Consider the following 25,434-nt stretch of genomic DNA (forward strand, 5'->3'; position numbering starts at 1 on the left):
TCTATCTTAGTTTTGCGTGTAATTGTATTCGTTTTTACTTAAAATGTTTCCATCTTTATCTTTGATGTATTTCAGTCGATAAAAGGCATCATATTCGTAACTTATTTTGTTACAACTAGGATCAATAATGTGTGTTAAGAGATTTGTTGTTGCATCGTAAAAATAAAGTGTGACATAAGAGTTTGGATACACCGATGCAGCATTTTGACACAGTATAGTCAAGTTGGGTTCCGTAAAGTTAAAACCACCAATAGGCGCTTCATAGTTTTCTATTTTTTGAATGACTTGATTGAGTCCGTTGTACTTGTACTTTGTAATACTTCCATTTTTGTATTGGATTTCTGTGGGATTTCCTTTTGCATCATAATCAACAAACACCACACGATCTTCTAAAGTATTGGCTCCTTTTGCAGATTGAATAATGGCTGGTAATACTTTTCCACCTGTATTTACAGCATCGTAAATTGTTTTTTGAGTAGCCAATAAAGTAGGCACATTGTTACGATTTACATACGATTCTGTTTGAATAGGATTGTTTACACGATGTGCATTATACAACGCATCATAATTGGATAATTGCGTCGAATTTCCGTTTGCAATAGCTACACGTTCATCTAAATAACGACTTACTGTTTCATACGTTTTGTTATCAGTACTCGTTGTTACAGTAGTCTTGGTAGGTAATCCTGAATAGTCGCTGTTGTATTCATAATTTGTAGTCGTAATGATTTTTCTAGCTTCTGCTTCTTCTATTGTAGGCTCAGGTTCATAAGTAGCTGCTAAATCTAAATAGTCTTGATCTTCAAAATTTGCAATTCCATCGGCATCATGATCTCCTATTTGCCATCCTGGTTGTTTATATGGATTTGTATTGATTGGTTTTACCACTACAACTGCATCTATATAATCGATATTCACGGTTTCATAGACAACAATATTTTTAGCATGTATTTGAAATTTCCCCAAACCAACATTGGTATACGGCATGATATATCCAGGTCCTATATCTTGAAAAAACGAACCTGCAAATCCTTCAATGGTAGAAAGAATAGTGTTGGTGTACTTAGTGGTTGTTTCTTTAATTTTATATAAAACACTATCTTCATAAGTTAAAACAGTTTGTTTGGTTGGTTTTCCATTTTTTAAAAAACGCCAACTAGCATTTTTATTAGTGCTACTTAATCCATCGAATTGCGGTGTTTCAATTCTAGGAGTTTTAAAAATAGCTGTGATGATACCTGATTCAGTAATGAATTGCTTTTCAATACCGCCGTTTTCAAAATTATCACCTCCATAACTAACAGTAACCCTATTATAGTTATTTAACACATGCTCATTGGTAATATTTGTAGGACTCGAATCTAAGATAATTCCAGGGTGAGGACTTATACTTGAAGCCAAAAAGTCTTCACAAGTTTGATTAATCACCTCCAGTATTAATAATTGTGTTGGTTTCACATAACTAGGTTCTTGAAAATAATCAACAACATCAATAGGATCTTTAAATACATCTTCTTTAGGTAAGTAGTAATAGCGTTTTATATTTGTTACATCGGCTCCTGAGGCAGTTTGGTCGAATTGTTTTTTAACTCTTAAACTACCGGCATTTACAAGTTGTTCGCCATTTATGAAGTTAAAGTTAAGATTGGCATGCATTGCAGGTCCTGACGTATTATTCGGCAATTCTAGTTCAATATGATATGTTTTATCTTTTTCAAAAGTGAAAGGAAATGTAAATGTGTATTGTGCAGAAACTGGACTATTAGGCGTACTTGTGCCCGAAAATACTCGAAATGTTTCTGCTAATTGTGTATTTGTTTCTGCATCAAATACTCGTATGTAGGTTCTTTCATGTCCAGGAAAAGAGAGTGCATGAATAGTTAAATTGAATTCAATTTGCTGATCGTACAATAATGTATTTCCTGTATACGGCTCAGGATCTTGACCTAAATCAACATCTATTGGACCATTTCCACCAATTGTTGCAGAAACGACCAAATCATCATTCGCATACGCACCTGTATCATCAATAGGGAAACTGTTTCTAAATGCTTTTAAACCAATTGTTTTAGTGGTTGCTTTCTTTTTTAAATGCGATTCATATTCAAAAGTTGTACGTCCTCCAGTTGGATAAATAATTTGTTCTAAAGCTCCATACAGACTTTTTTCAAAATTGAAACTTCTATTTGCATAATCTGAATATGTATTGATTGGATGTGTAGGTGAAGAATCTATAGGATGTAGAACCGTAGGAAATAAGCCTGTATTGTTTTCTTCCCCATTATAAAATCCATAATGATCTTGTGCATACGAGAATCGTCTAGGTAATTCTAAAGGATTATTGTAGTTAAACGAGTATTTTTTATCATCATTGAAATCAACTGTAGTTAGAAAAAAACGATTGGCATAAAAACCTTCATAATCAAAAATATAATCCAAATCAATAGTTCTTAAAACAGTAGTATTGTTTACAATTTCGATAGATTCTAAAACGCGTTCAAAATTAAAACCACCATTAACGGTTGTGGTTGAGTTAAAACGTACTTCCTGAATTGAATTTGCGTTGGTATACATCCGTTTTAAAAATCTTGCATTATAAATATTATTGAAAACAGTTTGTGGAGCATATGCTGGCAATCTTCCTATAGCAGATTTAGGTTGACAGTATGATGGAGGAAACGGAACTCCGCCAACTGCAATATTCTCTAAGTAATCTTGTGCAGAATGCATAGCACTTACGCTTGTTTTGTAATGTGCAATATTGTGATACTCAAAAAATACATTCCCATTTATTGGATGTTCAATTTTGTGTAGATAATATCCTGTATCTGCTAATGGCTGTACTTCGCTATGCCAACCATATTCCATTTTGGTCTGTTCAACTTCGTTTCCTCCAAAATAATACTTGGTTCCATCGGCAGTTGTGATTCTAAATTCTTTAAACTGCACCAAATTAGCTTGGTTTCCCTGATTTCCAGTAATTTCAATCTTTAAAGGATTATCATTTGTAATTAATACTGGTTCGAAATTTTCATCTAAGTAAAAACTGCCACTTCCTCCTGGAAATGAAAAAGAAAAAACATCTGGTTGTGTATCCCAGCCAGGACTGTTAAAAAATTGATGTAACAAAACTGCATTATTACTAGGAGCAGTCAATTCTTCAGCTTGGCCATGATCTACAAGACCTAACGCATCAATATCTGCTTGTTTAATTCGATGTTGTGCCACTTCATCAGGATCATCGTGAACTACTCTGGTAATTACACCACCTGCGTTTAGCGTCCAATTAACGCCAGTCCAAGTGTTGGGTGCATTTACTTTTACACCACTACCAATATAATTAAGACCTATAGGAATACTAATGCCGCCCACAGTGTACGTGTGAATAGGAATGCTTAAGGCAGCTTTACCAGTAGATTCATTAATTTCTTGATTCCCATACTGAGTTATCGCTGCAGCTTCTGGCGAAGGTGGCGTAAAGTTGGGGATTTCGATTCCTTGTTGCTGTGCATAAAGCGTAAAGCTTCCGAGTACGAACAACATCATTAAAAAGGGTTTATTCATTGTCATAGATATAATTTTTTTAAACTCAAATCTTAGTAAAAACGAACTGTTGTTTTACATAAGAATTATGAAATATGTATTAGAAATAACTGTTCAAATGAATAGAAAAATTCCATGATTTTTTAATAAGACAACCCTGAATTATCGAATTAAAGGCAATGATTTAAATTATAATTAACTGATAATAAAAACTTTATAAATTTTAATTGTATTCATGAAGTGAAATACTCATTCTTTTAAATTTTGAGGAAAATTTGAGAATTAGAAGCAAATTGATCAATGTCTGAAAAAATATTTGATGAAGATTTACTAGTCATTTTTTACAGGTTTAATACTTTTCAACGAAGATTCATTTTAAATGATATGCTCATATTTTTAGTATCTTTCTACAAAATTCAACCCTAAACAACTATCTCAATTACAATTTATGTACAAAAGACTTTCACTATCAATACTTTGCGTTCTAGCCTTCTTTATCAGTTGTACTTCGACAAAATCTGTTTCTAATAGTAACACAACTCCAAAACTTGAAAATTCACTACTTTGGAAAATTACAGGAAATGGTATCGAAGAAGCTTCATACCTATATGGAACCATTCATTTAACCTGTGATTATGTGTTTACCGATAAACTCAAAAAAGCATTTGACGAAACAGATCAATTGGCATTAGAACTAGACATGTCAGATCCAAAATTACAAAACGACATGATGAAATACATCTTCTTAGAAGACGGTAAAACGATCAAAAGCTTATTAAATAAAGAAGATTATGACACCTTAGCAACGTTTTTCAAAAAACAAGTTGGTATGGACATGTCGTTATTCAATACCATGAAACCATTGGCAATTACTTCTGCATTGACTTCAAAAATAGCGAGTTGTGAAAACGGAACTGCCTACGAAACAGAATTTATCAAAGTAGCCACAGCGCAAAAAGAAAAAGTCATTGGGTTAGAAACCGTAGAAGATCAAATGAAAGCTTTTGACAACATTCCTTACGAAGAACAATTGAAATCATTAGTGAAAATGGCAAAAGAAGGTTCTGAAAAAACTCAGGAAGGATTTGCCGAAATGACAAAATATTACAACGCGGAAGACTTAGAAGGACTTCTAGAAATAACGTCCGATCAAGGTTTGGTAACTGATTATCAAGAAGATTTAGTAGATCAACGCAATCGCAATTGGATTCCACTCATTGTAAAAATGACAAAAGAGAAACCAACATTTATTGGTGTAGGCGCATTGCATTTACCTGGCAAACAAGGCGTGATTAACTTATTAAGAGAACAAGGATTTACGGTTGAAGCTGTATATTAGACTCGTTCCTGCGAAAGCAGAAACCTCTTAGATCACTGCGCTTTTAGACCATAAAAAATCCACAATATTCATCTGAACATTGCGGATTTTTTATGTTTATATTTTTGTATTGCTACAACTTCGCTGCCAAACGACTTCCTTGGTCAATTGCGCGTTTTGCGTCTAACTCTGCGGCAATATCTGCACCACCAATCACGTGAACGGTCATTCCTTTAGCTTGTAACGGATCTAACAATTCTTTCAAAGGCGTTTGTCCTGCACAAATGACAACATTGTCAACTTCTAAAATTTTTGCTTCTTCATGTTGTGTATAATGCAATCCTTGGTCGTCAATTTTCGTATACTGAACTTCTCCAATAAAATTGACGTTCTTCTTTTTTAAGTTCGTTCTGTGAATCCAACCCGTTGTTTTTCCAAGATTCCCTCCAAACTTACCTTTGCTACGCTTGAACATAAAAATTTCTCTTGGCGAACCGTGAAAATCTGGTTTCATATGTTCAATACCGCCACGTGCTTCCAACGTTTTATCAATTCCCCATTCCTTCAACCAAGCATCAATATTTTGCGAAGTCGATTCGCCTTCATGCGATAAATATTCAGAAACATCAAAGCCAATTCCTCCTGCTCCAATCACAGCGACGCGTTTTCCAACTGGCTTTTTATGCTTTAAAACATCTAAATAACTCAATACCTTTTCGTGTTCAATACCTTCTATTTTTGGCAATCTAGGCTTAATTCCTGTTGCCAGAATGATTTCTTCAAAACTTCCTTGCGAAAGTTCATCTGCATTCACACGTTTTCCGAGTTGCAATTCAACATTGTGCAATTCAATTTGTTTATTGAAATAACGAATGGTTTCATAAAATTCTTCCTTTCCAGGAATTTGTTTTGCGATGTTAAACTGTCCGCCAACTTCCGTATGATCGTCAAACAGCGTCACTTCATGTCCACGTTGCGCGGCAATTGTTGCGGCTGCCAATCCTGCAGGTCCAGCTCCAATAACGGCAACTTTCTTTTTAATGCTTGCCGGTGTATAATCAAATTCCGTTTCATGACAAGCTCTCGGATTTACCAAACAACTCGCCACTTTTTGCTTAAAAATATGATCCAAACACGCTTGATTACAGGCAATACAAGTATTAATTTCATCATCCTTTTCTTCAGCAGCTTTGTTTACCCATTCAGCATCAGCTAAAAATGGACGTGCCATCGAAACCATATCTGCATGTCCGTCAGCTAAAATTTTCTCCGCAACACTTGGCATGTTAATTCTGTTGGAAGTGACCAAAGGAATACTGACTTCTTTGCGCATGCGTTCGGTAATCCACGTAAAGGCAGCTCTTGGAACAGACGTTGCAATTGTTGGAATTCTGGCTTCATGCCAACCAATTCCCGTATTTATAATCGTTGCGCCAGCCTTTTCAATGGCTTTTGCTAAGTGTACAACTTCTTCCCAACTGCTTCCATTTTCTACCAAATCGAGCATCGAAAGACGGTAAATAATGATAAATTCATTGCCTACAGCTTCTCGAACTGCTTTTACGGTTTCCACAGCAAATTTCATTCTATTGGCATAATTTCCGCCCCATTCATCTGTACGTTGGTTCGTACGTGTTACAATAAATTGATTGATCAAATAACCTTCAGAACCCATAATTTCGACACCATCATATCCTGCCATTTTTGCCAAAGAAGCCGAATTTGCAAAGTTTTTTATTGTTTTCTTTACGCCAGAATTACTTAATTTTTTAGGTTTAAAAGGCGTAATTGGAGATTTAATCGCAGAAGGTGCTACATTTAGCGGATGATGTCCGTAACGACCAGCATGCAAAATTTGCATACATATCTTTCCGCCATTTTTGTGTACGGCTTCTGTAATTACTTTATGCTTTCGCGCATGCTTTTTGGTGCTCATTCGTGATGAGAACGGCGACAACCAACCGCGAACACTTGGTGCCATTCCTCCTGTGACAATCAATCCTACACCACCTTTTGCACGTTCTCCGTAGAATACAGCCATTCGCTCAAATCCATTTTTCTCTTCTTCTAAACCGGTATGCATTGATCCCATCAAAACCCTGTTTTTAAGCGTTGTGAATCCTAAATCTAAAGGTTCAAAAATATGTTTGTACTTCATGTATTCTAACAATTTTAACTGATTGTACTCAATATAGCACAATTCTATGAATTAAATATTATGCACGCATAGCATAAATGCAAGATAAGTAATATTTTGAAACTTCTTGACGATTATTTGCTGATTTCGCAACTATCTTGATTCTTTTGAAAGTACTAGATTATCAAGAATACTTACATTTTAGACTAATACCAACTACTTTTTACATGACACTTTCATCTGTTTCTAAATAACAATGGCATAAAATTCAGAAATACAAGATTTCTCCGTTTTAAACGATACATTTTTAAGTCCAAAAAACGATTTTACACATATCATTTCAGACAAAAAAAGAGTCACATTTTTAATTTCTTTAAGATTGTAAATCAACAACTTTATATAGTTTTAGAATTGAAACGTAAAAATAATACTACACAGTTTTTAGTACGCAATCGATGTAGTTGTAAACTTCTCTGTAACAATCGATAATTTTAGTTTAAATCTATTCATAACAGCTATTTTTTTACTATTTTAATGGGAAAAATAGTAATTATTTTAAGACTGTACTTACTAAAATGCTAAGCGAATTACTAGTAAAAAGAAAAATATACGAAAGTCAAAATCATGAACTTATCAGTTTGATGATTGATGATTTTATAAAAAGAGAAATCCTTCCTTTACATAGCGAATGGGAAAAAAATGCAGTAGTTTCTAGAGAAATTTGGAAACTTACAGGCGCGCAAGGCTTGCTTTGCATTGATGTTCCTGAAAAATATGGTGGCGTCGGATTCGATTTTACGTTTAGTGCCTTATTTATTGAAAAATTGGCAACGTACGGAATTACAGGACCTGGCTTTTCGTTACATTCTGATATTGTGGCAAATTACATCGTTAATTACGGTTCAGAATCACAAAAATATAAGTACTTGCCAGAAATGGCAAAAGGAACAATGATTGGCGCCATTGCAATGACAGAACCCGATTGCGGAAGCGATTTGTCTAACATTACTACAACAGCTGTTGATCATGGTTCACATTATATAGTACATGGAGAAAAGACGTTTGTTACAAACGGACTTTTGTGTGATTTTGCCATTGTAGCAGTAAAAACACCAAATGCTTCACAAAAAGATAGCATTACACTATTGCTGATTGATACGGACACAGAAGGAATACAAAAAGGAGTTCCTTTTAAAAAGTTGGGTATGCATGCGCAGGATACCTGTTCGTTATTTTTTGACAATGTAAAAGTCCCTAAAACACAGATTTTGTTTGGAGAAGGCAAAGGTTTTCAACTGATGATGAATGAATTGTCACGTGAACGTTTAACCATTGCAATTGCAAGCGTAGGCACTGCAAAAGGTGCTATTGAAGAAACGATTGCCTATACAACAACTCGAAAAGCGTTTAAAAAACCCATTGCTGGTTTTCAAAACACACAGTTTAAACTTGCTGAATGTGTTTCTAAATTGCAAATTCATCAAGCATTTATTGACAATTGTATTGAGTTGGAAAAAAACGGAGCATTAAGCGCCGAATCTGCCGCCATTGCTAAATATTCCGCTTCTGAAATGAGCACTTCCATTATTGATGAATGTTTGCAACTATTTGGTGGTTACGGCTACATGTGGGAATATCCAATTTCTCGCAGATTCGCAGATAATAGAGTTTCCAAAATATACGGCGGCACCAATGAAATTATGAAAATTCTTATCGCAAAAAAATTATTAAAAGGACATATATAAAACAATCGTTAAACACTAAACAAATCAGAACATAGAAGTATATAAAGACTATAGAAAAACAAGAGTATAATAAATTCCCCAAGAATTTAATCACATAAAAAGTTCACATAAGAAAAACCTAAAAACTGTATTTCATCTAAAAATATTGAAAAAGAGAAAAACAGTTTATGAAAATAGTACAAAGTTTTTGGTCGAAACCAAGCTTAAAGTTTAAAAATCTAAACGATTTTGATCGCTTTAATGGTGGATGGCTTGACAAGCGATACAACTTTATGAGTTGGACACTAAGTTTTCTGCAACTCAATAAGTTTTACGATCGTGTCGAATTGGTCACAGATGCCGAAGGAAAAGCGTTATTAATTGACAAACTAAACCTTCCGTACAGTGCCGTAAATGTGACACTTGAAAAGGTAAATCACTATCACAATGATTTGTGGGCAATTGGCAAATTGTACACGTACTCGATTCAAGATGAACCGTTTATGCATATTGATGGCGATGTTTTTATCTGGAAAAAGTTTGATGAAAGCATCAACAGCGCACCATTAATTGTTCAAAATTTAGATGCCGACTTGCCATTTTACTACCCAATTCTAAACGAGGTAGAAGAAAACTTAACATACATTCCAACAGTTGTCAAAAAACAACGACAAAAAAACCGAATCGTACACTCATGCAATGCTGGGGTTTTTGGTGGAAATGATATTGCATTCCTAAAAGAATACTGCAAAAAAGCATTTCAATTTGTAGATGAAAATCTGGAAAATTTAGACAGGATAAACGTCGGTTATTTCAATTGCATTTACGAACAATACCTTTTTTACTGTATGTCTGATTATCATAACAAAGACGTACGTTCTGTACTTAATGATCTTGATAAAGGTGTCGAAGGTGTCAAAATTGATTTCAACGGCGTTCCTTCAAAAGTAACCTACGCGCATCCTGCGAACTACGCTAAAAAAAGTGAAACCATTTGCAATCATATTGAACACAGGTTACAAATGGATTATCCTGAACACTATTTCCGCGTGTTAGACCTTTTAGATTCACATAAAATATAACGGCAATGAAAGAAATACATGAAATGATAGAAAATCATGGGTTCACATTCGATACAAAAACGATGTACACAAAAATTACTGACTTCTGTGAGCATCCTGAAAATGAAGAAATTACGCCTCACGGATTGTTGCAAATCATTTTATTTTACATAGATATATATTCAGTTCATGCAGATGCGAATACGTTGAAACAAATCACGTCTTTATTTGATGATTACCATGAATATGTTCAAAAAATTGAAGGCGATTATTCGTTTGGAAAAGGAAAATTAGGCTTTCTCTACGCAGCAACACGATTGTATGAACTTGACAAATCTTCATCCTTTTTAGAAAAAGCTACTGTTTTTTTAGAAGAAAGAATGCTCAATTTTATCAGTTCTCCATACACGAACAATTCAATCTTTACAGGACGTGCAGGAAGTTTGTTGGTGTTAGAATATTACTATGCAGTTACAAATGATTCAAAAGCAAAAGAATGGATTGATACCATCACACAAAAAATAATTTCGGAAGCGCAAGTAACAGACAAAGGTGTTTTTTGGAAAGATCGAGTAGAAAAAATGCACGGTTTGTTAAATTTTGAATTCGGAAACGCAGGAATTGGTTACACATTTCTCCAACTTTCAAAAACATATCAAAACGATGATTTTCAATTACTTGCAAACCTAATATACAAGTATCAATCGCAGTTTTGGGATGCAACAATAGGTTTTAAAGCCACCAAAAAAGGAATTGAAAATAACAATACCTATCAAGCGGCTTTAAAAGCAATTCAACAAGAGGAATCATCCTATTTTGAACCTGTACTTGACATCATTTTTATTCATGTTGGCGTAACGAAATTTACATTGCATTTATGGCAAACAACAGACGACGATTCCATAAAAGAAAACGCACTACAGTACGTAGCATTTTGCAAGCAGTTAATTGAAAAATCCAACACAACACTTTCAACAAAAAAAGCACTATTGCTTGGAACACTTTTCCTTGAGGCCTCTAAAATTTTACAAGAGGAATCGTATAAAACAGTTGCGACAAGTATGGCAGATTTCATTAAAGAACATCATAAAAAAACGGAGAATCCAAGCTTTACGGACTGCGTTTTTGAAATCAAAATTGCACATTTTTATCTATCACTAGAAAATGCTTCCGTTGATAATGCGTTGCTTCCAAAATATTCGGTTCAAGACAGAAAAAACATAGCAACAAGTATTGACGTAAATTGTAAAGAAGGCATTCTTAAAAATACGTTTCCAAGGACTTTTACATATTTACAGTCGCACAATAACGAATTGATTTCTAATTATTTAAAAACTCCATTAGAAGAAAAATCAATGCGCAACTTTATGATGTTTATCAAAAAAAATTTGAATCAATTTCCTTCAATTCAAAAGAAGCAACTCTCCGAAATTTTAAAACTAGAAATTACGATTCAAAACCTCAAAAAAAGCATTAAAAATTATGCACAATTAGAAGCCAAAAATATTCACACGTATCAAACGGTTCAAGCGTTGTTTAATGAACCAACTGAAGTATTGCTTTCCAATGTATTACAACTCAATCCAACTGCAAAAAAACTAACTACAGCTTGGAATTGGGAGCAAAAACAAGGTGTAATTTCCACACAAAAATTACAGCAACCTGAATCTAACATCAATGTATTTTTATTTCCGTATTACACACATATTATAAAAGAATATTGGCAGCATTCACACAATGTTGTGTTGCACTATTTTGAAAATCAGACCCGAATTTCGGATGCCATCGCACAAATAAAACAGTTTTATCTATCCAAAGATGAAATTTTTATAGACAGCTTTTCTCAGTTTGTCATGGCAGAAACGAGCTATGTACTTGAAAATTTAGACACCATCATTTTAAAAATAATTCAAGAATACATGGCAATTGGTCTTTTAGAAATTGTACAAACTTCAAAATCACGCGAAACGTATGAATAGTAAAGAGTTAATAAATGCGTTGAGAAAAGGAGAAATTTCCATAGAAAGCTACAAAGAATTGTTGGCAAATAAAGGAAATGAAACTACTATCGTCAAAGAAGAAAAAAGTCTTTTAGACACGCTGAATGAACAATCAAAACCGTTTACGTCTAAAAAATGTATTCATGAACTATTTGAGGAAATTGCGCAAAAATATCCGCGACACACTGCTGTCATTCATGATAAAGAATTGATTTCCTACGCCGAATTGGACGGCAAAAGTAACAGACTCGCAACAATTATTCAAAAACGCGGCATTCAACCAGACGATATCATCGGAATTTTCATGGATCGTTCTATCGAAACCATCATTTCCATTCTTGGGATTCTAAAAGCTGGCGCGGCGTTTCTTCCGTTAGATGTTAATTATCCTGAAGCCAGAATTTCGTATATCGTCGAAAATAGCAACCTGAAAATTGTAGTTACAAAAACGAAATTTGAAGCACAATTACCAACTATTGAAGCACTAATTTCAGTTGATAATTTGAAACACGAAATACATTCTGAAAATACACAAAAAGTTACACCTGAAAACTTAGCATACATCATCTATACGTCGGGAACGACAGGTTTTCCAAAAGGCGTGATGTTACGACACGATGGTTTTGTACCAATGATTACCGATCAATTGAAACGATTCTTGTGTACGGAAAAAGATGTCTACGCACAATTTGCCTCCATCTCGTTTGATGCTTCGGTTTCGGAAATATTTCTAGCATTATTAAGTGGTGGAACTTTAGTGATGATTCCTGAAACTGTTAAAACGAATGGAAGCTTACTATTAGATTATTTTATTGAAAAAAACATCACGATTGCTACACTGCCGCCAACGTTGGTTGCTACCATTCCGAAAGATAAAAAATTACCGCTAAAAACGTTGATTACGGCTGGAGAAGCCGCACGAATGGATGATGTGCAACATTTTTCCAAATACATCACCTACATAAACGCTTACGGACCAACGGAAAGCACGGTTTGCGCTTCAAGTTACACGGTTGACGGAAATTCAACGTATGATGAGATTCCAATTGGAACGCCAGTTTCTAATATTCAGTTTCACATTTTAGACGAACATCTAAACGCTGTAAAAGTTGGCGAAGCAGGCGAATTATTCCTTTCCGGAAACGGCTTGGCAAGAGGTTATCTCAACAATCCTGAATTAACGGAAGAACGTTTCATCTCCATCAACGGAACTCGTTGTTACAAAACGGGCGATCGTGTCATCTGCAAACCTGACGGACATGTGTACTTTTTGGGAAGAACCGATCATCAACTAAAAATTCGAGGATTTCGTGTAGATCCACAAGAAATAGAAGTCGTTTTACAAACACATGATTTGATTGAAAGTGCAATACTAATTCCTAAAAAAATAAACGAAAATCTAAGTCTCATTGCGTATTTCACAGCTTCCGAACAACTTAAAAATCAAACACTCAAAACATTCTTAGAACAAAAACTTCCATCGTATATGTTGCCGCATTTTTTCTTTCAATTGGAAGAAATGCCGTTAACGATCAACAAAAAAATTAACCGAGAACAATTACTACAAAAAGAACTTCAACTCAATTTGGACAACGAATATGTTGCTGCTCAAAACGATACGGAAAAAGAATTGGTTGCCATTTGGCAGGATATTTTAGGAATTGACGATGTCGGTGTAGAAGATAATTTCTTTGATTTAGGTGGCGATTCTATCAAGAATATTCAAGTGATTAACAAAGCTTCAAAATACGGACTTGATCTGAAAAACGTAGATCTTTTCAAGCATCAAACCATTCAAGAATTGTCTAAAAATGTGTCTATTTCTACAGAAAAAGAAGAAAACACAACTGTTGAAGAAACGCTGAGTGAAGAGGAAATCACGCAATTTTTAGAAGAAAATCAATTACTTCCACAAAAAGAAAACATCGAAGCGGTTTTCAAACTAACGTCTTTACAACTAGGAATTTTATACGAACACCTAAAAGCGACAAATTCAGATTTATACTATTTACAATCTGTAATTACGATTGAAGAAGCCATAAATTATACCGCTTTTGAAGCAACTATCAATGAACTTGCAGAACGTTACGATGCACTCAGAACAGGAGTTTTCTATCAAAATATCGCAAATCCGTTGCAAGTCACTTTTAAAAACTGCAAACCGACAATTGAAATTCTAGATTGGCGAACAGTTCCAAATAAAGATGAAAAACTACAGGAAATCATCAAAAAAAGAAGACGGCAAAATTTTGACTTAACGCAACCACCTTTATTGCGAATTTGTTGTGTGGAATTTGACGATAAGATGGTAAAAATCTTAGTAGAATCGCATCACATTCTCATGGATGGTTGGTCCAACGGAATTCTGCTAAAATACATTTTCAATTCGTATGCAAGTAAAATATACACATCTAATTTTCAACCTTCTACACCAATTCTGTATCGAGATTATGTAGCACAATTACAACGTATTAAAAACGAAGCGAAGGAAAAAATATTCTGGGAAAATCATCTAAAAGGTTTCGAAGAAATCACTCCATTACCGTTGGAAAATCTGGAAAATAAACCTTTGACACAACAGACGGAAATACGAAAAGAAACAAAAATCTATACCAATCTAACGGACGCAACAACATTTAAAGCATTTGTACAATCCAAACGAATAACGCCCAATACAATTACGCTTGCGGCACTTTTTATCGTACTAAAAAAGCTTACAACTAAAAATGATATATTAATTGGTGGCATCAGTTCTGGAAGATCATTGCGCGGAATTGACACAAAAGATTCTGTTGGTTTGCATGTAAATACTACACCATTTCGCATGTGCATGGAAGATGAAACATCTATTCATGAGTTCCTGAAAACCATTCAAGAAACGAGTTTGCAACGTTTGGAATATGAACACACAGCCATGGCAGACATATATTCGTATGCCGATTATAGTTCGCCAGAAGGATTGTTTCAAATTCTATACGGTTTTCAAAACTTCCCGAAATATCAAGTGGAACAACAAGAAACGCAACTCAAAATTACAAAGTTGGAAACCATTGAACAAGATCATTATCCACTCGGATTTGCATTTTCGTTCAGCGATTCATTGGAAGTTACGCTCAATTTTGACGCCAATCGCTATTCGGAACAAACGATTGACACCTTGGTATATTACTTCAAAAATACAATTGCCAATATGCTGAAAAATGAGGAAAATCAAACGATTGCTTCGTTGCAGCTACTAAAAGAAAAAGATATTCAGCAACTCATTTACGATTGGAATGCAAATGAAACGTCAATTCCAACCGATTGTATTCATGAAGTTGTCGAAAAATTTGCCAAACTCAACCCAACGAAAATTGCATTGCAAGATGAACATCATCAAATTTCTTATGCGGAATTAATCACAAAAAGCAATCAACTAGCAAGCTATCTCCTATCGCAAAATATCACAAAAGGAAATGCAGTTGCCGTTTTTATGGAACGCTCTGCCAATGTTATCATTGCCATGTTAGGCATCATGAAAGCTGGCGCAGTTTATGTTCCTATCGCGATCGCTTCTCCTGAAAAACGCGTTTCGTACATTCTAGAAAATGCAAACGTAAAAGTCATCATCACGCAAGAAAAATTACAAGATCATTTTACAAATGCGAAACAGCAAATCATTCCGATTGACACAGAAGATTTTACTCAAAATGTAGCAAAATCATTTCCAAATGTTGCACCAACTGATGTAGCCTATATTATCTATACGTCAGGTTCTACAGGAGTTCCCAAAGGTGTTCCAATTGTACATCAAGGTTTTGTCAACATGATGACCGACAAAGCGCAACAATTTGAAATTCAACAAGATGACATTTTATCACAAGTTGCTTCATTGTCGTTTGATGCGTCTATTTCTGAAATATTTCTTGCACTATTTTCAGGCGCAAAATTGGTCATCATTCCAGAAGCTATCAAAAAATCTGGAACGGAACTGATTTCATATTTAACCACACACAATATTTCGATAGGCACGTTAACACCTGCGTACATTTCTGTGTTAGATAAAAGTCAAAAACTTCCGCTGCGCACCTTAATTTCTGGTGGCGAAAAAGCAAAAACGGAAGATGTATTTCACTACAGCAATTACCTAACGTACATCAACGCATATGGACCTACGGAAGCGTCTATTTGTGCTTCATTTTACAAAGTAAACGGAACGAAAAAACTGCAAAATATTCCTATTGGAAAACCGTTGGCGAACACAAAATTGTATGTATTAGACAACAACCTAAATCCGCAACCGATTGGCGTTTCAGGCGAATTGTACATTGGTGGCGTTGGTTTGACAAAAGGTTATTTGGGCAACGATGAACTCACGAAAAAAGTATTTCTAAAAAGTCCGTTCAACAATTCAGAAATTATCTACAAAACGGGCGATATGGTCAAACGGTTGCCAGATGGAAACTTAATTTTTGTAGAACGAACCGATTTTCAAGTCAAAATTAGAGGACATCGCATAGAATTGGGCGAAATTGAAAATACGTTACTCAAATTTCCAAACATTAAAGAAAATGCAGTTGTTCATAAAACGACTGATCACGAATCGTTTCTGGTTTGTTTTTTCGCTTCCGCAGAAAATACACAGATAGACGGAATGCTTTTGCGAACATTTTTACAATCGTACTTGCCTGCGTACATGATTCCTTCAAAATTTATACAATTGGAAACCTTGCCAACAACACTAAACGGTAAAGTTGATTTGAAGCAATTGAAAGCGTATGAGATCAGTTTTACAGGCAAAAAAGAAATCATTGAACCAATCAACGAAACGGAAGCCAAACTCTGTGACATATGGAAAGAAACCTTACAACTTGACAAAGTTAGTACGGATGATAATTTCTATGAACTTGGTGGCGATTCCATCAAAATCATGAAAATATTAGGGCAAATTCAACACGAATTTCATCAAAAAGTTGACATTAATGTATTTTCAGACAATCCAACTATTGCAAAACTAGCAAGCGTAGTAGGTTCACAAAAAAGCATTGAAAAACAGCAAATTGAACCAGCTCCTGTTGCTACGTTTTATCCAGTTTCCAACACACAATTACGTTTTTGGATGCAATATCAAATGGGCTTGCAAATTGTTGCCAATAGTATCAGTTTGTACAACTTAAAAGAAGAAATAAACAGTGAAACTTTTGAAAAAGCAATTCAACTTTGCATAGAAAAACATGAAATTCTCAGAACTGCTTTTATCGAAATTGACAAATCGCCACAACAAAAAATACTTTCGCTAAACGAATATCAATTTTCGTTGCAATCCACCGATTTTACGAATACTCCCGATTGGAAAAAAGCAATTGTACAACTCGCAAATGAAGATTACAATACACCTTTCGATCTCACAAACGCACCATTACTCAGAGGGAAATTGATCAAAATTCAAGATGAAAAATATGTCTTTGTCATGACTTTGCATCACAGTATTGTAGATGGTTGGTCGATAAAATTACTGTTTGAAGAAATCATAGAGCATTACACAAAATTAAAACAAGATACAGCTTTCAAACCAACTCCTTTGCGCATTCATTACAAAGATTACAGCGTTTGGTTGCAACAACAATTACATGGCGATTTAGGAAAACGCGCCTTAGATTTTTGGAAAAAACAATATCCAACTGGTGTGCAAGATTTTCACTTTCCAACCGATTTTGAACGTAAAAAAGAAAAAACAACCAATGGAAAACGTGTCACAGTACACATTCAAAAAGCACAATTTTCCAAACTAACAACACTTGCCGAAACTGAAAATGCAAGTTTATATATGGTATTGTTAAGTTTGTTAAATATAAGTTTAGCAGAACATGTAAATAGCAATGAAATTACAGTTCGAACGCCTGTTCACGGACGTTTTCACGTAGACTTGCATCAGCAAATTGGTCCATATATTAACAGTATTCCTGTGCGTACCAAACTGGAAGATTCCCAAACGTTTCAGGAACTACTCAAAACGATCAAGGACTTTATGTTGGGCGCATTCAACCATCAATTTTACCCAATTGATAAGCTTGCGAGCGATTTACATGTAAAACGTTACTACGATCGCATGCCGTTTTCAGATGTGGTCGTTGTGATGCAAAACAAAGAAATGGCAGAAGCCGCTTTAGACGAAAAAGAGGACATTTCTACGGCTGATTTGAGCGATTCTGGAATTATCAGCATGGTAGATTTACGCATAGAACTCAATGAATTAGAAGATTCATTACAAATTGCGCTCGATTACAATACCGATTTATTTAAAGAAAGTACCATTCAACAACTTGCGGATACGATTGTTTCAATTACCGAAAAAGTCATTGAAAATCCGAAAATGCAACTTGAAGAACTAAAAGAAGATACCAGCAATCAAGAAATAAAACAATCATTTGATTTCGATTTCTTTTTTGACAATTAAAAAAAAGCAATGTTATGATACCAAAGAAAAACAAGTATGATGTAATTATTTGTGGTGGCGGCTTGGCTGGACTCACATTAGCAAGACAACTCAACGTAGAATTTCCCGAATTGGAAACCTTAGTCATTGAAAAACGAACGTTTCCAAAACCCATTGCAACGTATAAAGTTGGCGAATCGACCACAGAAATTGCTTCGTTTTACTTTAAAGAAGATTTACAATTAGAATCGTATTTCAAAAATGCACATTACAAAAAATTAGGCTTCCGTTTCATTTTGGGCGATGGAAAAGAAGAATGGACAACACGTCCAGAAATTGGGCTAGCAAGCTATCCGCCATACGATTCGCTTCAAATGGATAGAGGCGTTTTGGAAAATGATTTATATGAAATCAACAAAACAAACGGCGTTGAAATTCTTGATGATACCGCAATTACTGACATTGAAATCAATGAAAATTCACAAGATAATTTCGTACGTATAAAAACAGATAATCAAGCGTTTGATTTGCAGTGCAGATGGACAATTGACGCCATGGGAAGACGCATGTTTTTTCACAATAAATTCAATCTGACCAAAAAAATGGACACGCCACACAATGCCGCTTGGTTTCGTGTAAAAGGTCGTTTTGATGTGGAAGATATGGTGAGTAAAGACAATGTGAAATATCGCAATCATGTGCCACACAAAAACCGATATTATTCTACGTTTCACATAATGGGACAAGGCTATTGGGTTTGGCTCATTCCACTAAATTCAGGACATACAAGTATCGGAATTGTCACTTCGGAAGCGTTTCATGATTTTAGTACCTACAACACCAAAGCAAAAGCGAGAACTTGGTTAGAAACACACGAACCTGCCATTGCAAAACATCTGGAAAACTTTAAAATGGAAGATTTTCTCCGCAATAAAAACTACAGTCATTCGGCTACGCAAGTCTGTTCTATCGATCGTTGGGCATGCACAGGAGAAGCCGCCGTATTTGCCGATCCGTTGTATTCTCCAGGTTCCAACATGATTGGTTACGAAAATAATTGTATTGTTGATTTAATTCGAAAAGACTTGAATAATGATTTAAGCGAACAACATGTCAATCGTTTGAGTCAATTTATCATTTCGCAAAACGAGTGGTTAATTGATCACATTCAAGGTTCGTATCCATATTTTGGACATCAACAAGTATATACGATGGCGTATTTGTGGAGTGTTGTCATCGGTTGGTCGTTAGATTGTCCGCAGATGTTCAACAAAACGTTTTTAGACCTGAATGTAAAGACACAATTAGACAAAGAAAATGCTAATATTATTTTCGCGCTGGGCAGAATGAAGCAACTCTTTCTCGATTGGCACAAAGTGGCAAACAACACCTTTACATTTGACTTTATCGACTATTTAGGCATTCCGTTTATCTTGGATATTTTCAAGCGAAATCTGGAACCAAACAAATCTTTAGAAACTTTACTTGAAGACCGAATTCACACGGTAGAACGTTTGGAAGAATTTGCACAAGTCATCTTTTTAATTGTCATAAAAGATGTATTTCCAGAAAAATTAACGCTGTTTCAAGAACCGATTTGGCTCAACGTAAACGCGATCAGTTTACATCCTGAAAAGTGGGAAGCAGATGGTTTATTTGAACCAAAAACAACACCAAGAAGCTTAAAAAATATTGAAAATCAGATTCTTGACATTATTCAATTTAAAAGCGAAGCCAAAGAAAAAATAGATTTAGACATCTCCATATTTTAAAATAAAAAGCCACCATACGTATGAACACACAAAGTATCTCAGCAACACAAAATACCTCATGGACTGCCGAAGAAGGAGCTCATTTTTCGTTCAAGCAAAAAAACAAAGCTGCACAACAAGAAAAAGCTTCCTTTCAGTTTGAAATTGATACCAATTCGCATTCAAAATTTTTCGAATTGGCAAAAACGAACAATACCATTTCCCTTGTCGTACTTTTTTCGGCTTTTTCAGTATTGATTCGCAAATATTCGTTCCAAGAAGAAATCATTATCAATACGCCGCATTTGCAAAATGTAGAAGCCGATGCCATTCATGTGCCAATTTCTTTGCATGTGGATACAAAACGAAGTTTTAAGGAACACTTAAAAATGTGTCAAGAAACCTTGAAAGTACAATACAGCAAGCAAAAAAGCGACATTCTGAAGCAACATACGAAGAGTAATGTATTATTTATCTATGAAAATGCACATGACAAACCGCTTGAAAATGATGTTGATTTTGTGTTTACATGTGTAAAAGAAGGCGATAAAATGATGATTACAATTTCGTATGATATTGCGTGTTTTGAATCGTATTTCATTGAAAACATACAGGCACATTTTGATGTGTGTTTATCTTTATTCCAACAACCTGAAACGCTGCTAAAAGACATAGATATTGTTTCTGAAGAAGAAAAAAATACAATTCTTACTATTTTCAATAATACAGCGAAAACATACGATTCCGATAAAACTTTAGTTGAATTATTTGAAGAACAAGTGGCGATACATCCTGAAAAAAATGCTGTCATTTATACTGGAGAAAAGTTGAGTTATCAAGAATTCAACAATCGGATCAACATATTGGCAGATTATTTAGTAAACGAATACGACGTGCAAGTGGGCGATTGTGTTGGCGTCATGTTGGAGCGTTCCAATTCATGGTTAATCGCACTCATGGCAATTTGGAAATGTGGCGGAATTTACGTGCCATTAGACTTAAAATTACCTGTAGAACGCAGAGATACTATTTTAATAAAAACCAACGCAAACGTACTCATCACAGTCAGCGATTTGATGTTTGACTTGCAAGAATACACAGGAAACTTGCTCGCACTCGATTTGGAAATTGATTTTGATAGTTCGGAAGCAACTTCGTTTCAAAACAAGTCTAGTAAAGAACAAACGGCGTATATCATTCACACGTCAGGTTCTACAGGCGAACCAAAAGCGATTCCGATAAAACACAAAAGTATTTCAGATAGAACGCTGTATCACAACGAATATTTAGAAATTACACAGCAAAACTTTCTACAATTTGCTTCCATATCTTTTGATGCTTCTTTAGTGGAAATTTTTATGCCGCTTGTTGGAGGAAACACACTTATTATAGCTTCAGAGCGCGAAAAAAATGACACCAATGTGTTGACCGAATTGTTAGAAACGTACAATGTCAATGTTGCTATATTTCCGCCTTCATATCTTAAAATTCTAAACAAACGTGAACTGCCAAGCATGCAGAAAATCATCACGACAGGCGAAAAAGCATCCATTCCAGATTGTATTCATTACGCACAAACCAAAGATGTTTACAACGGTTACGGACCAACGGAAACCTGCATTGGCGCTTCTTTTTACAAGATTGATTATGCTAAAAAAGAATTCTACGCAGAAAATAGTGTTCCGATTGGAGAAGCGTTTGCCAACACGAAAATTTTATTGTTAGATGACGACATGAAACTTGTGCCAATAGGAATTCAAGGCGAAATTTGTGTGTCTGGTTTGGGACTTTCGGATGGTTATCTAAACAACGATACACTGACCGCAGAAAAATTCACAACAACTCCATATGTAAACGGGGAACGCATTTATAAAACAGGCGATTATGCTACGTTTACCAAAGATGGTTCGCTCATGTTTCACGGTCGCATGGATTCGCAAGTGCAACTGAACGGAATTCGCGTAGAATTGCACGAAATTGAAGAAGCCATTACAAGTTATGAAGCTGTAAAAAATACCGTTGTTATTGTGGATGAAGCCAAGCACGGAAAGCATTTGGCAGCGTTTGTGGAAACAGAAGCTGAAATTGATACTGAGCAATTGAAATCGTATCTATCCGAAATTATTCCGCCATATATGTTGCCAAATGTGTTTGCATATGTTCCAACATTTCCATTGAATGCTGCTGGAAAAGTAGACACTAAAATCTTAAAAAAGCACATTCAAGCTGATGCAGAAACTGCAAAAGAAAAAGAGATCGTTGCACCAACTACAGAATACGAACAGCATATTTTAACGATTTTTGAAGAAGTATTATTACACAAACCGTTGAGCATAACAGACAGCTTTTTTGAATATGGAGGAAACTCTTTAAAGGCTATTCAAGTGGTTTCTGAAGTCTATAAAGTTACAGGAATTACCATTGATGTTCGCGATGTTTTTGACCATTCTACACCGCAAAAACTTGCCAAACACACGGAAAATTACACTAAAAAAGAACAAGTGATTCCTGTGGTTTCCAACGAAAGTGGCATTTATGATATTTCATTCAATCAAAAGCGTTTTTTAGGTTTTGAAAAAGCATTTCGCATGATGAGCGAAGATCAAAAACCAAACAATGCCTTTCCAGGTATGTTTTCGATTATTGGAAATTTAAATGTGGAAGCATTTGAAAAAGCATTGTATCGTATTGTGCAACGACATGAAAGTTTACGCACCTTATTTATAGAAATTGATGGCGAACTGAAACAACAAATCTTTGAAACTGCCGATCGTACATTTAGTCTTACGTATCACGATGTTTCAAAAGCAGAATATCCACAAGAAAAAGCAGATGAATTGTTAGAAATTGAAGACAAAACTTCCATCGATTTGTTTGAAGGTCCATTGCTGCGCATGCGATTGATCAAAAAAAGCGAGACGGAACATTTGCTCATTATGGTGATTCATCACATTGTTTCCGATGGTTGGTCTATGAATGTACTATTCGACGAATTGCACGAACTCTACAATAATTTCAATAAAAATAAAGCTGTTACACTAGAACCATTAAAAATTCATTACAAAGAATTCGCGTATTGGAAAAACGATAAAATTCATCAAGGGGAATTGGATGAATCGAAAGATTTTTGGTTTTCCTATTTAAAAGATTTAACACAAGCAATCGATTTTCCACATACAGTTGAACAAAAAGAATTCAACATTTACAATGGTTTCGGACATGAAATTATATTTGATGAACAGCTCACGAAAACACTTCGCGATCAAGCAAAAAAATACAATACGACTATTTTTACATTTTTAGTTGGTAGCTTAAAATTATTGATTCATGCAGCAACCGATCAAAAAGATGTTGCCATTGCCAGCGTAAATGCAGGACGCGAACACAAAGACCTCAACAATCAAATTGGCTATTACGCCAACGATACCATTTTTAGAACGGAAATTGATGCTTCGGAAACTGTGGAAACTTATGTAAAAAAGATTAAGAAAAATTTACTCGATGTTTTTTCACATCAAAACTATCCGTACAGTTTGTTGGTAGAACAACTCAAATTTGCAGAATGTCCTATCGGAATCGGAATTGAAAACTTTACGAAAGTGAATAACGACACCAAGATGGAAGGCGTTTCGTTTAGCACAGAAAGTTCATCGGTTCACAAATGGTTTGGACGCAGTTTTTCGTTCAATTTTACGGAACATGAACACACTATTGCGATGAATGTCATATACAATTCCAACCGATTTACGGAAGCAGACGCCAAAAACAGAGCGAATCAATATGCAGCTGTTTTGCAATTTATTTTAGAAAATGAACAGCAAAATCTACACGAAATCATCAACATCATAAACACAACATCATGAGCGATCACGTATATTTAAAGCCAAATGTAGTTATTGAACCGTTGCTAAATCGTTGGTATTGTTGGTCACATTTAATTTCTCCAGCAACAGCGGCAAAGATTGTAAAAGAGCGAAATTTGAAAATTATAAACTCGTACATTCAAGCACCAAAAGCACACAAAGCCGCAACGAAAAATCCGAAATTGTTGGGCGGTCCGTTTATGGATTTTGAAACTGAACGCAAAGAAGATGTCATTGCATTAAAAGAAAAAACGGAGACGAAACAAGGACAATTGCTGCGATTGGCAGACGCGATTTCGGAACTGGAATTGATGCTCAAAAACGAAGCAAAAGGACAATCGTTGGATGATTTGTATGCAAAAATTCCGCAAGCGTTGAAAGGTTATGTAGAATTGGTGTATGATTTAAACAACAATCCGTCATATAATTTATTTGAAAGTTTGCTGTACAAAAGCGAATATTACGATGAAAGTATGCAAAGTATTGCACTTTGGCTGACCGATAATGACGACAGACCTTTTGTCCTAAGCACGCCACGATTGGACGAAAAACACATCAAACATATTGACATTCCGTTTGCAAATAAAGCGATTGACAAACTTAGTCGTATGAAAAAGGAAGCAGGTTCGTTTACGGAAATTGCCAAATTGCTACACTGTGAAAATGATCCGTTGTTTGAGTCGTTCTTTACAGAAGAAAAACCGCCGAAATATCAAAAATACGAAGGCGATCACATTCGTATGCGCTACTTTGGACACGCGTGCATTTTGGTCGAAACGAAAGACGTAAGCATTTTGGTAGATCCGTTGATTAGTTATTATGGCTATGTTTCTGAAGTAGATCATTTTTCGGATGTTGATTTGCCCGATATAATAGATTATGTGCTAATTACGCACAATCATCAAGATCATGTCATGTTTGAAACGTTGTTACCATTGCGTCATAAAATCAAAAATATCATCATTCCGCGTGGTGGAAACGGAAAATTACAAGATCCAAGTTTAAAAATGATGTTTCAAAATATTGGTTTCCATAATGTTACCGAATTGGATATCATGGAAAATTTCACTTCCGTAGATTGCTGCATTACTGGCGTTCCGTTTTTAGGCGAACATTGCGACTTAAACATTCCTACGAAACTGTGCTTTCATGTAAAAATTGCTTCATTCTCGATGCTTTTTGTAGCAGATTCGTGCAATGTAGAAAATGAAATCTATAAAAAAGTACATGAAATTATTGGCAATGCAGATGTAATCTTTTTAGGAATGGAATGCGAAGGCGCACCTTTGTCGTGGATTTACGGACCGTATTTAACAGACAAAATTCCGAAAGAAATGGACGAATCTAGAAGATTGGCAGGTTCCAATTCTGAACGCGGTATGAACTTGGTCAATACGTTTAACGCGTCGGAAGTTTATGTGTACGCCATGGGAATGGAACCTTGGTTGAAATATATTAGTAGCATCAAATATACGGACGAATCGATTCCAATTATAGAATCAAACGCGTTGATAAAAGCCTGTGAAGCCAAAGGAATCATTTCAGAACGCTTGTTTGGAGAAAAAGAAATATTATATCAACGCCAAGAAGTTTCAAATCCTTAAATTACAAATGAAATACAT

The 25,434-nt window shown here is 35.1% G+C and carries 10 protein-coding genes; 8 read left to right on the forward strand and 2 right to left on the reverse strand.

Going from position 1 to position 25,434, the window contains the following annotated elements:
* Positions 1 to 6: 6 nt before the first annotated feature.
* Positions 7 to 3,564: an RHS repeat domain-containing protein gene (locus tag AA089_RS16330; RefSeq protein ID WP_156169064.1), complete on the reverse strand. Its 3,558-nt coding sequence runs from the start codon at positions 3,562 to 3,564 to the stop codon at positions 7 to 9.
* A 427-nt stretch (positions 3,565 to 3,991) separates the two neighbouring features.
* Here AA089_RS16330 and AA089_RS16335 point away from each other — a divergent pair, with 427 nt between their 5' ends.
* Positions 3,992 to 4,882 carry a TraB/GumN family protein gene (locus AA089_RS16335; RefSeq protein ID WP_053002501.1) on the forward strand — a complete coding sequence of 297 codons (891 nt, stop codon included), beginning with the start codon at positions 3,992 to 3,994 and terminating at the stop codon, positions 4,880 to 4,882.
* Positions 4,883 to 4,994: 112 nt separating this feature from the next.
* On the opposite strand, the gene AA089_RS16340 is transcribed toward AA089_RS16335, so the two are convergent.
* Positions 4,995 to 7,019 carry an NADPH-dependent 2,4-dienoyl-CoA reductase gene (locus AA089_RS16340; protein ID WP_046758053.1) on the reverse strand — a complete coding sequence of 675 codons (2,025 nt, stop codon included), beginning with the start codon at positions 7,017 to 7,019 and terminating at the stop codon, positions 4,995 to 4,997.
* Between the two features lie 554 nt (positions 7,020 to 7,573).
* Here AA089_RS16340 and AA089_RS16345 point away from each other — a divergent pair.
* The 7 genes from AA089_RS16345 to AA089_RS16375 all read left to right on the forward strand — a co-directional run bounded on the left by AA089_RS16345 (position 7,574) and on the right by AA089_RS16375 (position 25,416).
* The gene (locus AA089_RS16345) at positions 7,574 to 8,743 is read left to right on the forward strand and encodes an acyl-CoA dehydrogenase family protein (RefSeq protein WP_046758054.1); all 1,170 of its coding nucleotides are present in this window, start codon (positions 7,574 to 7,576) and stop codon (positions 8,741 to 8,743) included.
* Between the two features lie 167 nt (positions 8,744 to 8,910).
* A complete protein-coding gene (locus tag AA089_RS16350; RefSeq protein ID WP_046758055.1) occupies positions 8,911 to 9,804 on the forward strand; it encodes a DUF6734 family protein in 894 nt (297 codons plus the stop codon).
* Between the two features lie 5 nt (positions 9,805 to 9,809).
* Positions 9,810 to 11,762 carry a lanthionine synthetase LanC family protein gene (locus AA089_RS16355; RefSeq protein WP_046758056.1) on the forward strand — a complete coding sequence of 651 codons (1,953 nt, stop codon included), beginning with the start codon at positions 9,810 to 9,812 and terminating at the stop codon, positions 11,760 to 11,762.
* Positions 11,755 to 18,219: a non-ribosomal peptide synthetase gene (locus AA089_RS16360; RefSeq protein WP_046758057.1), complete on the forward strand. Its 6,465-nt coding sequence runs from the start codon at positions 11,755 to 11,757 to the stop codon at positions 18,217 to 18,219. The genes AA089_RS16355 and AA089_RS16360 overlap by 8 nt, the downstream gene beginning before the upstream one ends.
* A gap of 14 nt (positions 18,220 to 18,233) precedes the next feature.
* The gene (locus tag AA089_RS16365) at positions 18,234 to 19,970 is read left to right on the forward strand and encodes an NAD(P)/FAD-dependent oxidoreductase (RefSeq protein WP_046758058.1); all 1,737 of its coding nucleotides are present in this window, start codon (positions 18,234 to 18,236) and stop codon (positions 19,968 to 19,970) included.
* Positions 19,971 to 19,990: 20 nt separating this feature from the next.
* The gene (locus AA089_RS16370; RefSeq protein WP_046758059.1) at positions 19,991 to 23,812 is read left to right on the forward strand and encodes a non-ribosomal peptide synthetase; all 3,822 of its coding nucleotides are present in this window, start codon (positions 19,991 to 19,993) and stop codon (positions 23,810 to 23,812) included.
* On the forward strand, positions 23,809 to 25,416 hold the full coding sequence (locus tag AA089_RS16375; protein WP_046758060.1) for an MBL fold metallo-hydrolase: 1,608 nt from the start codon (positions 23,809 to 23,811) through the stop codon (positions 25,414 to 25,416). Before AA089_RS16370 ends, AA089_RS16375 begins: the two co-directional genes overlap by 4 nt.
* Positions 25,417 to 25,434: the final 18 nt, after the last annotated feature.

Origin of the sequence: Kordia jejudonensis (assembly GCF_001005315.1) — a bacterium.
Taxonomy (GTDB): Bacteria; Bacteroidota; Bacteroidia; order Flavobacteriales; family Flavobacteriaceae; genus Kordia; species Kordia jejudonensis.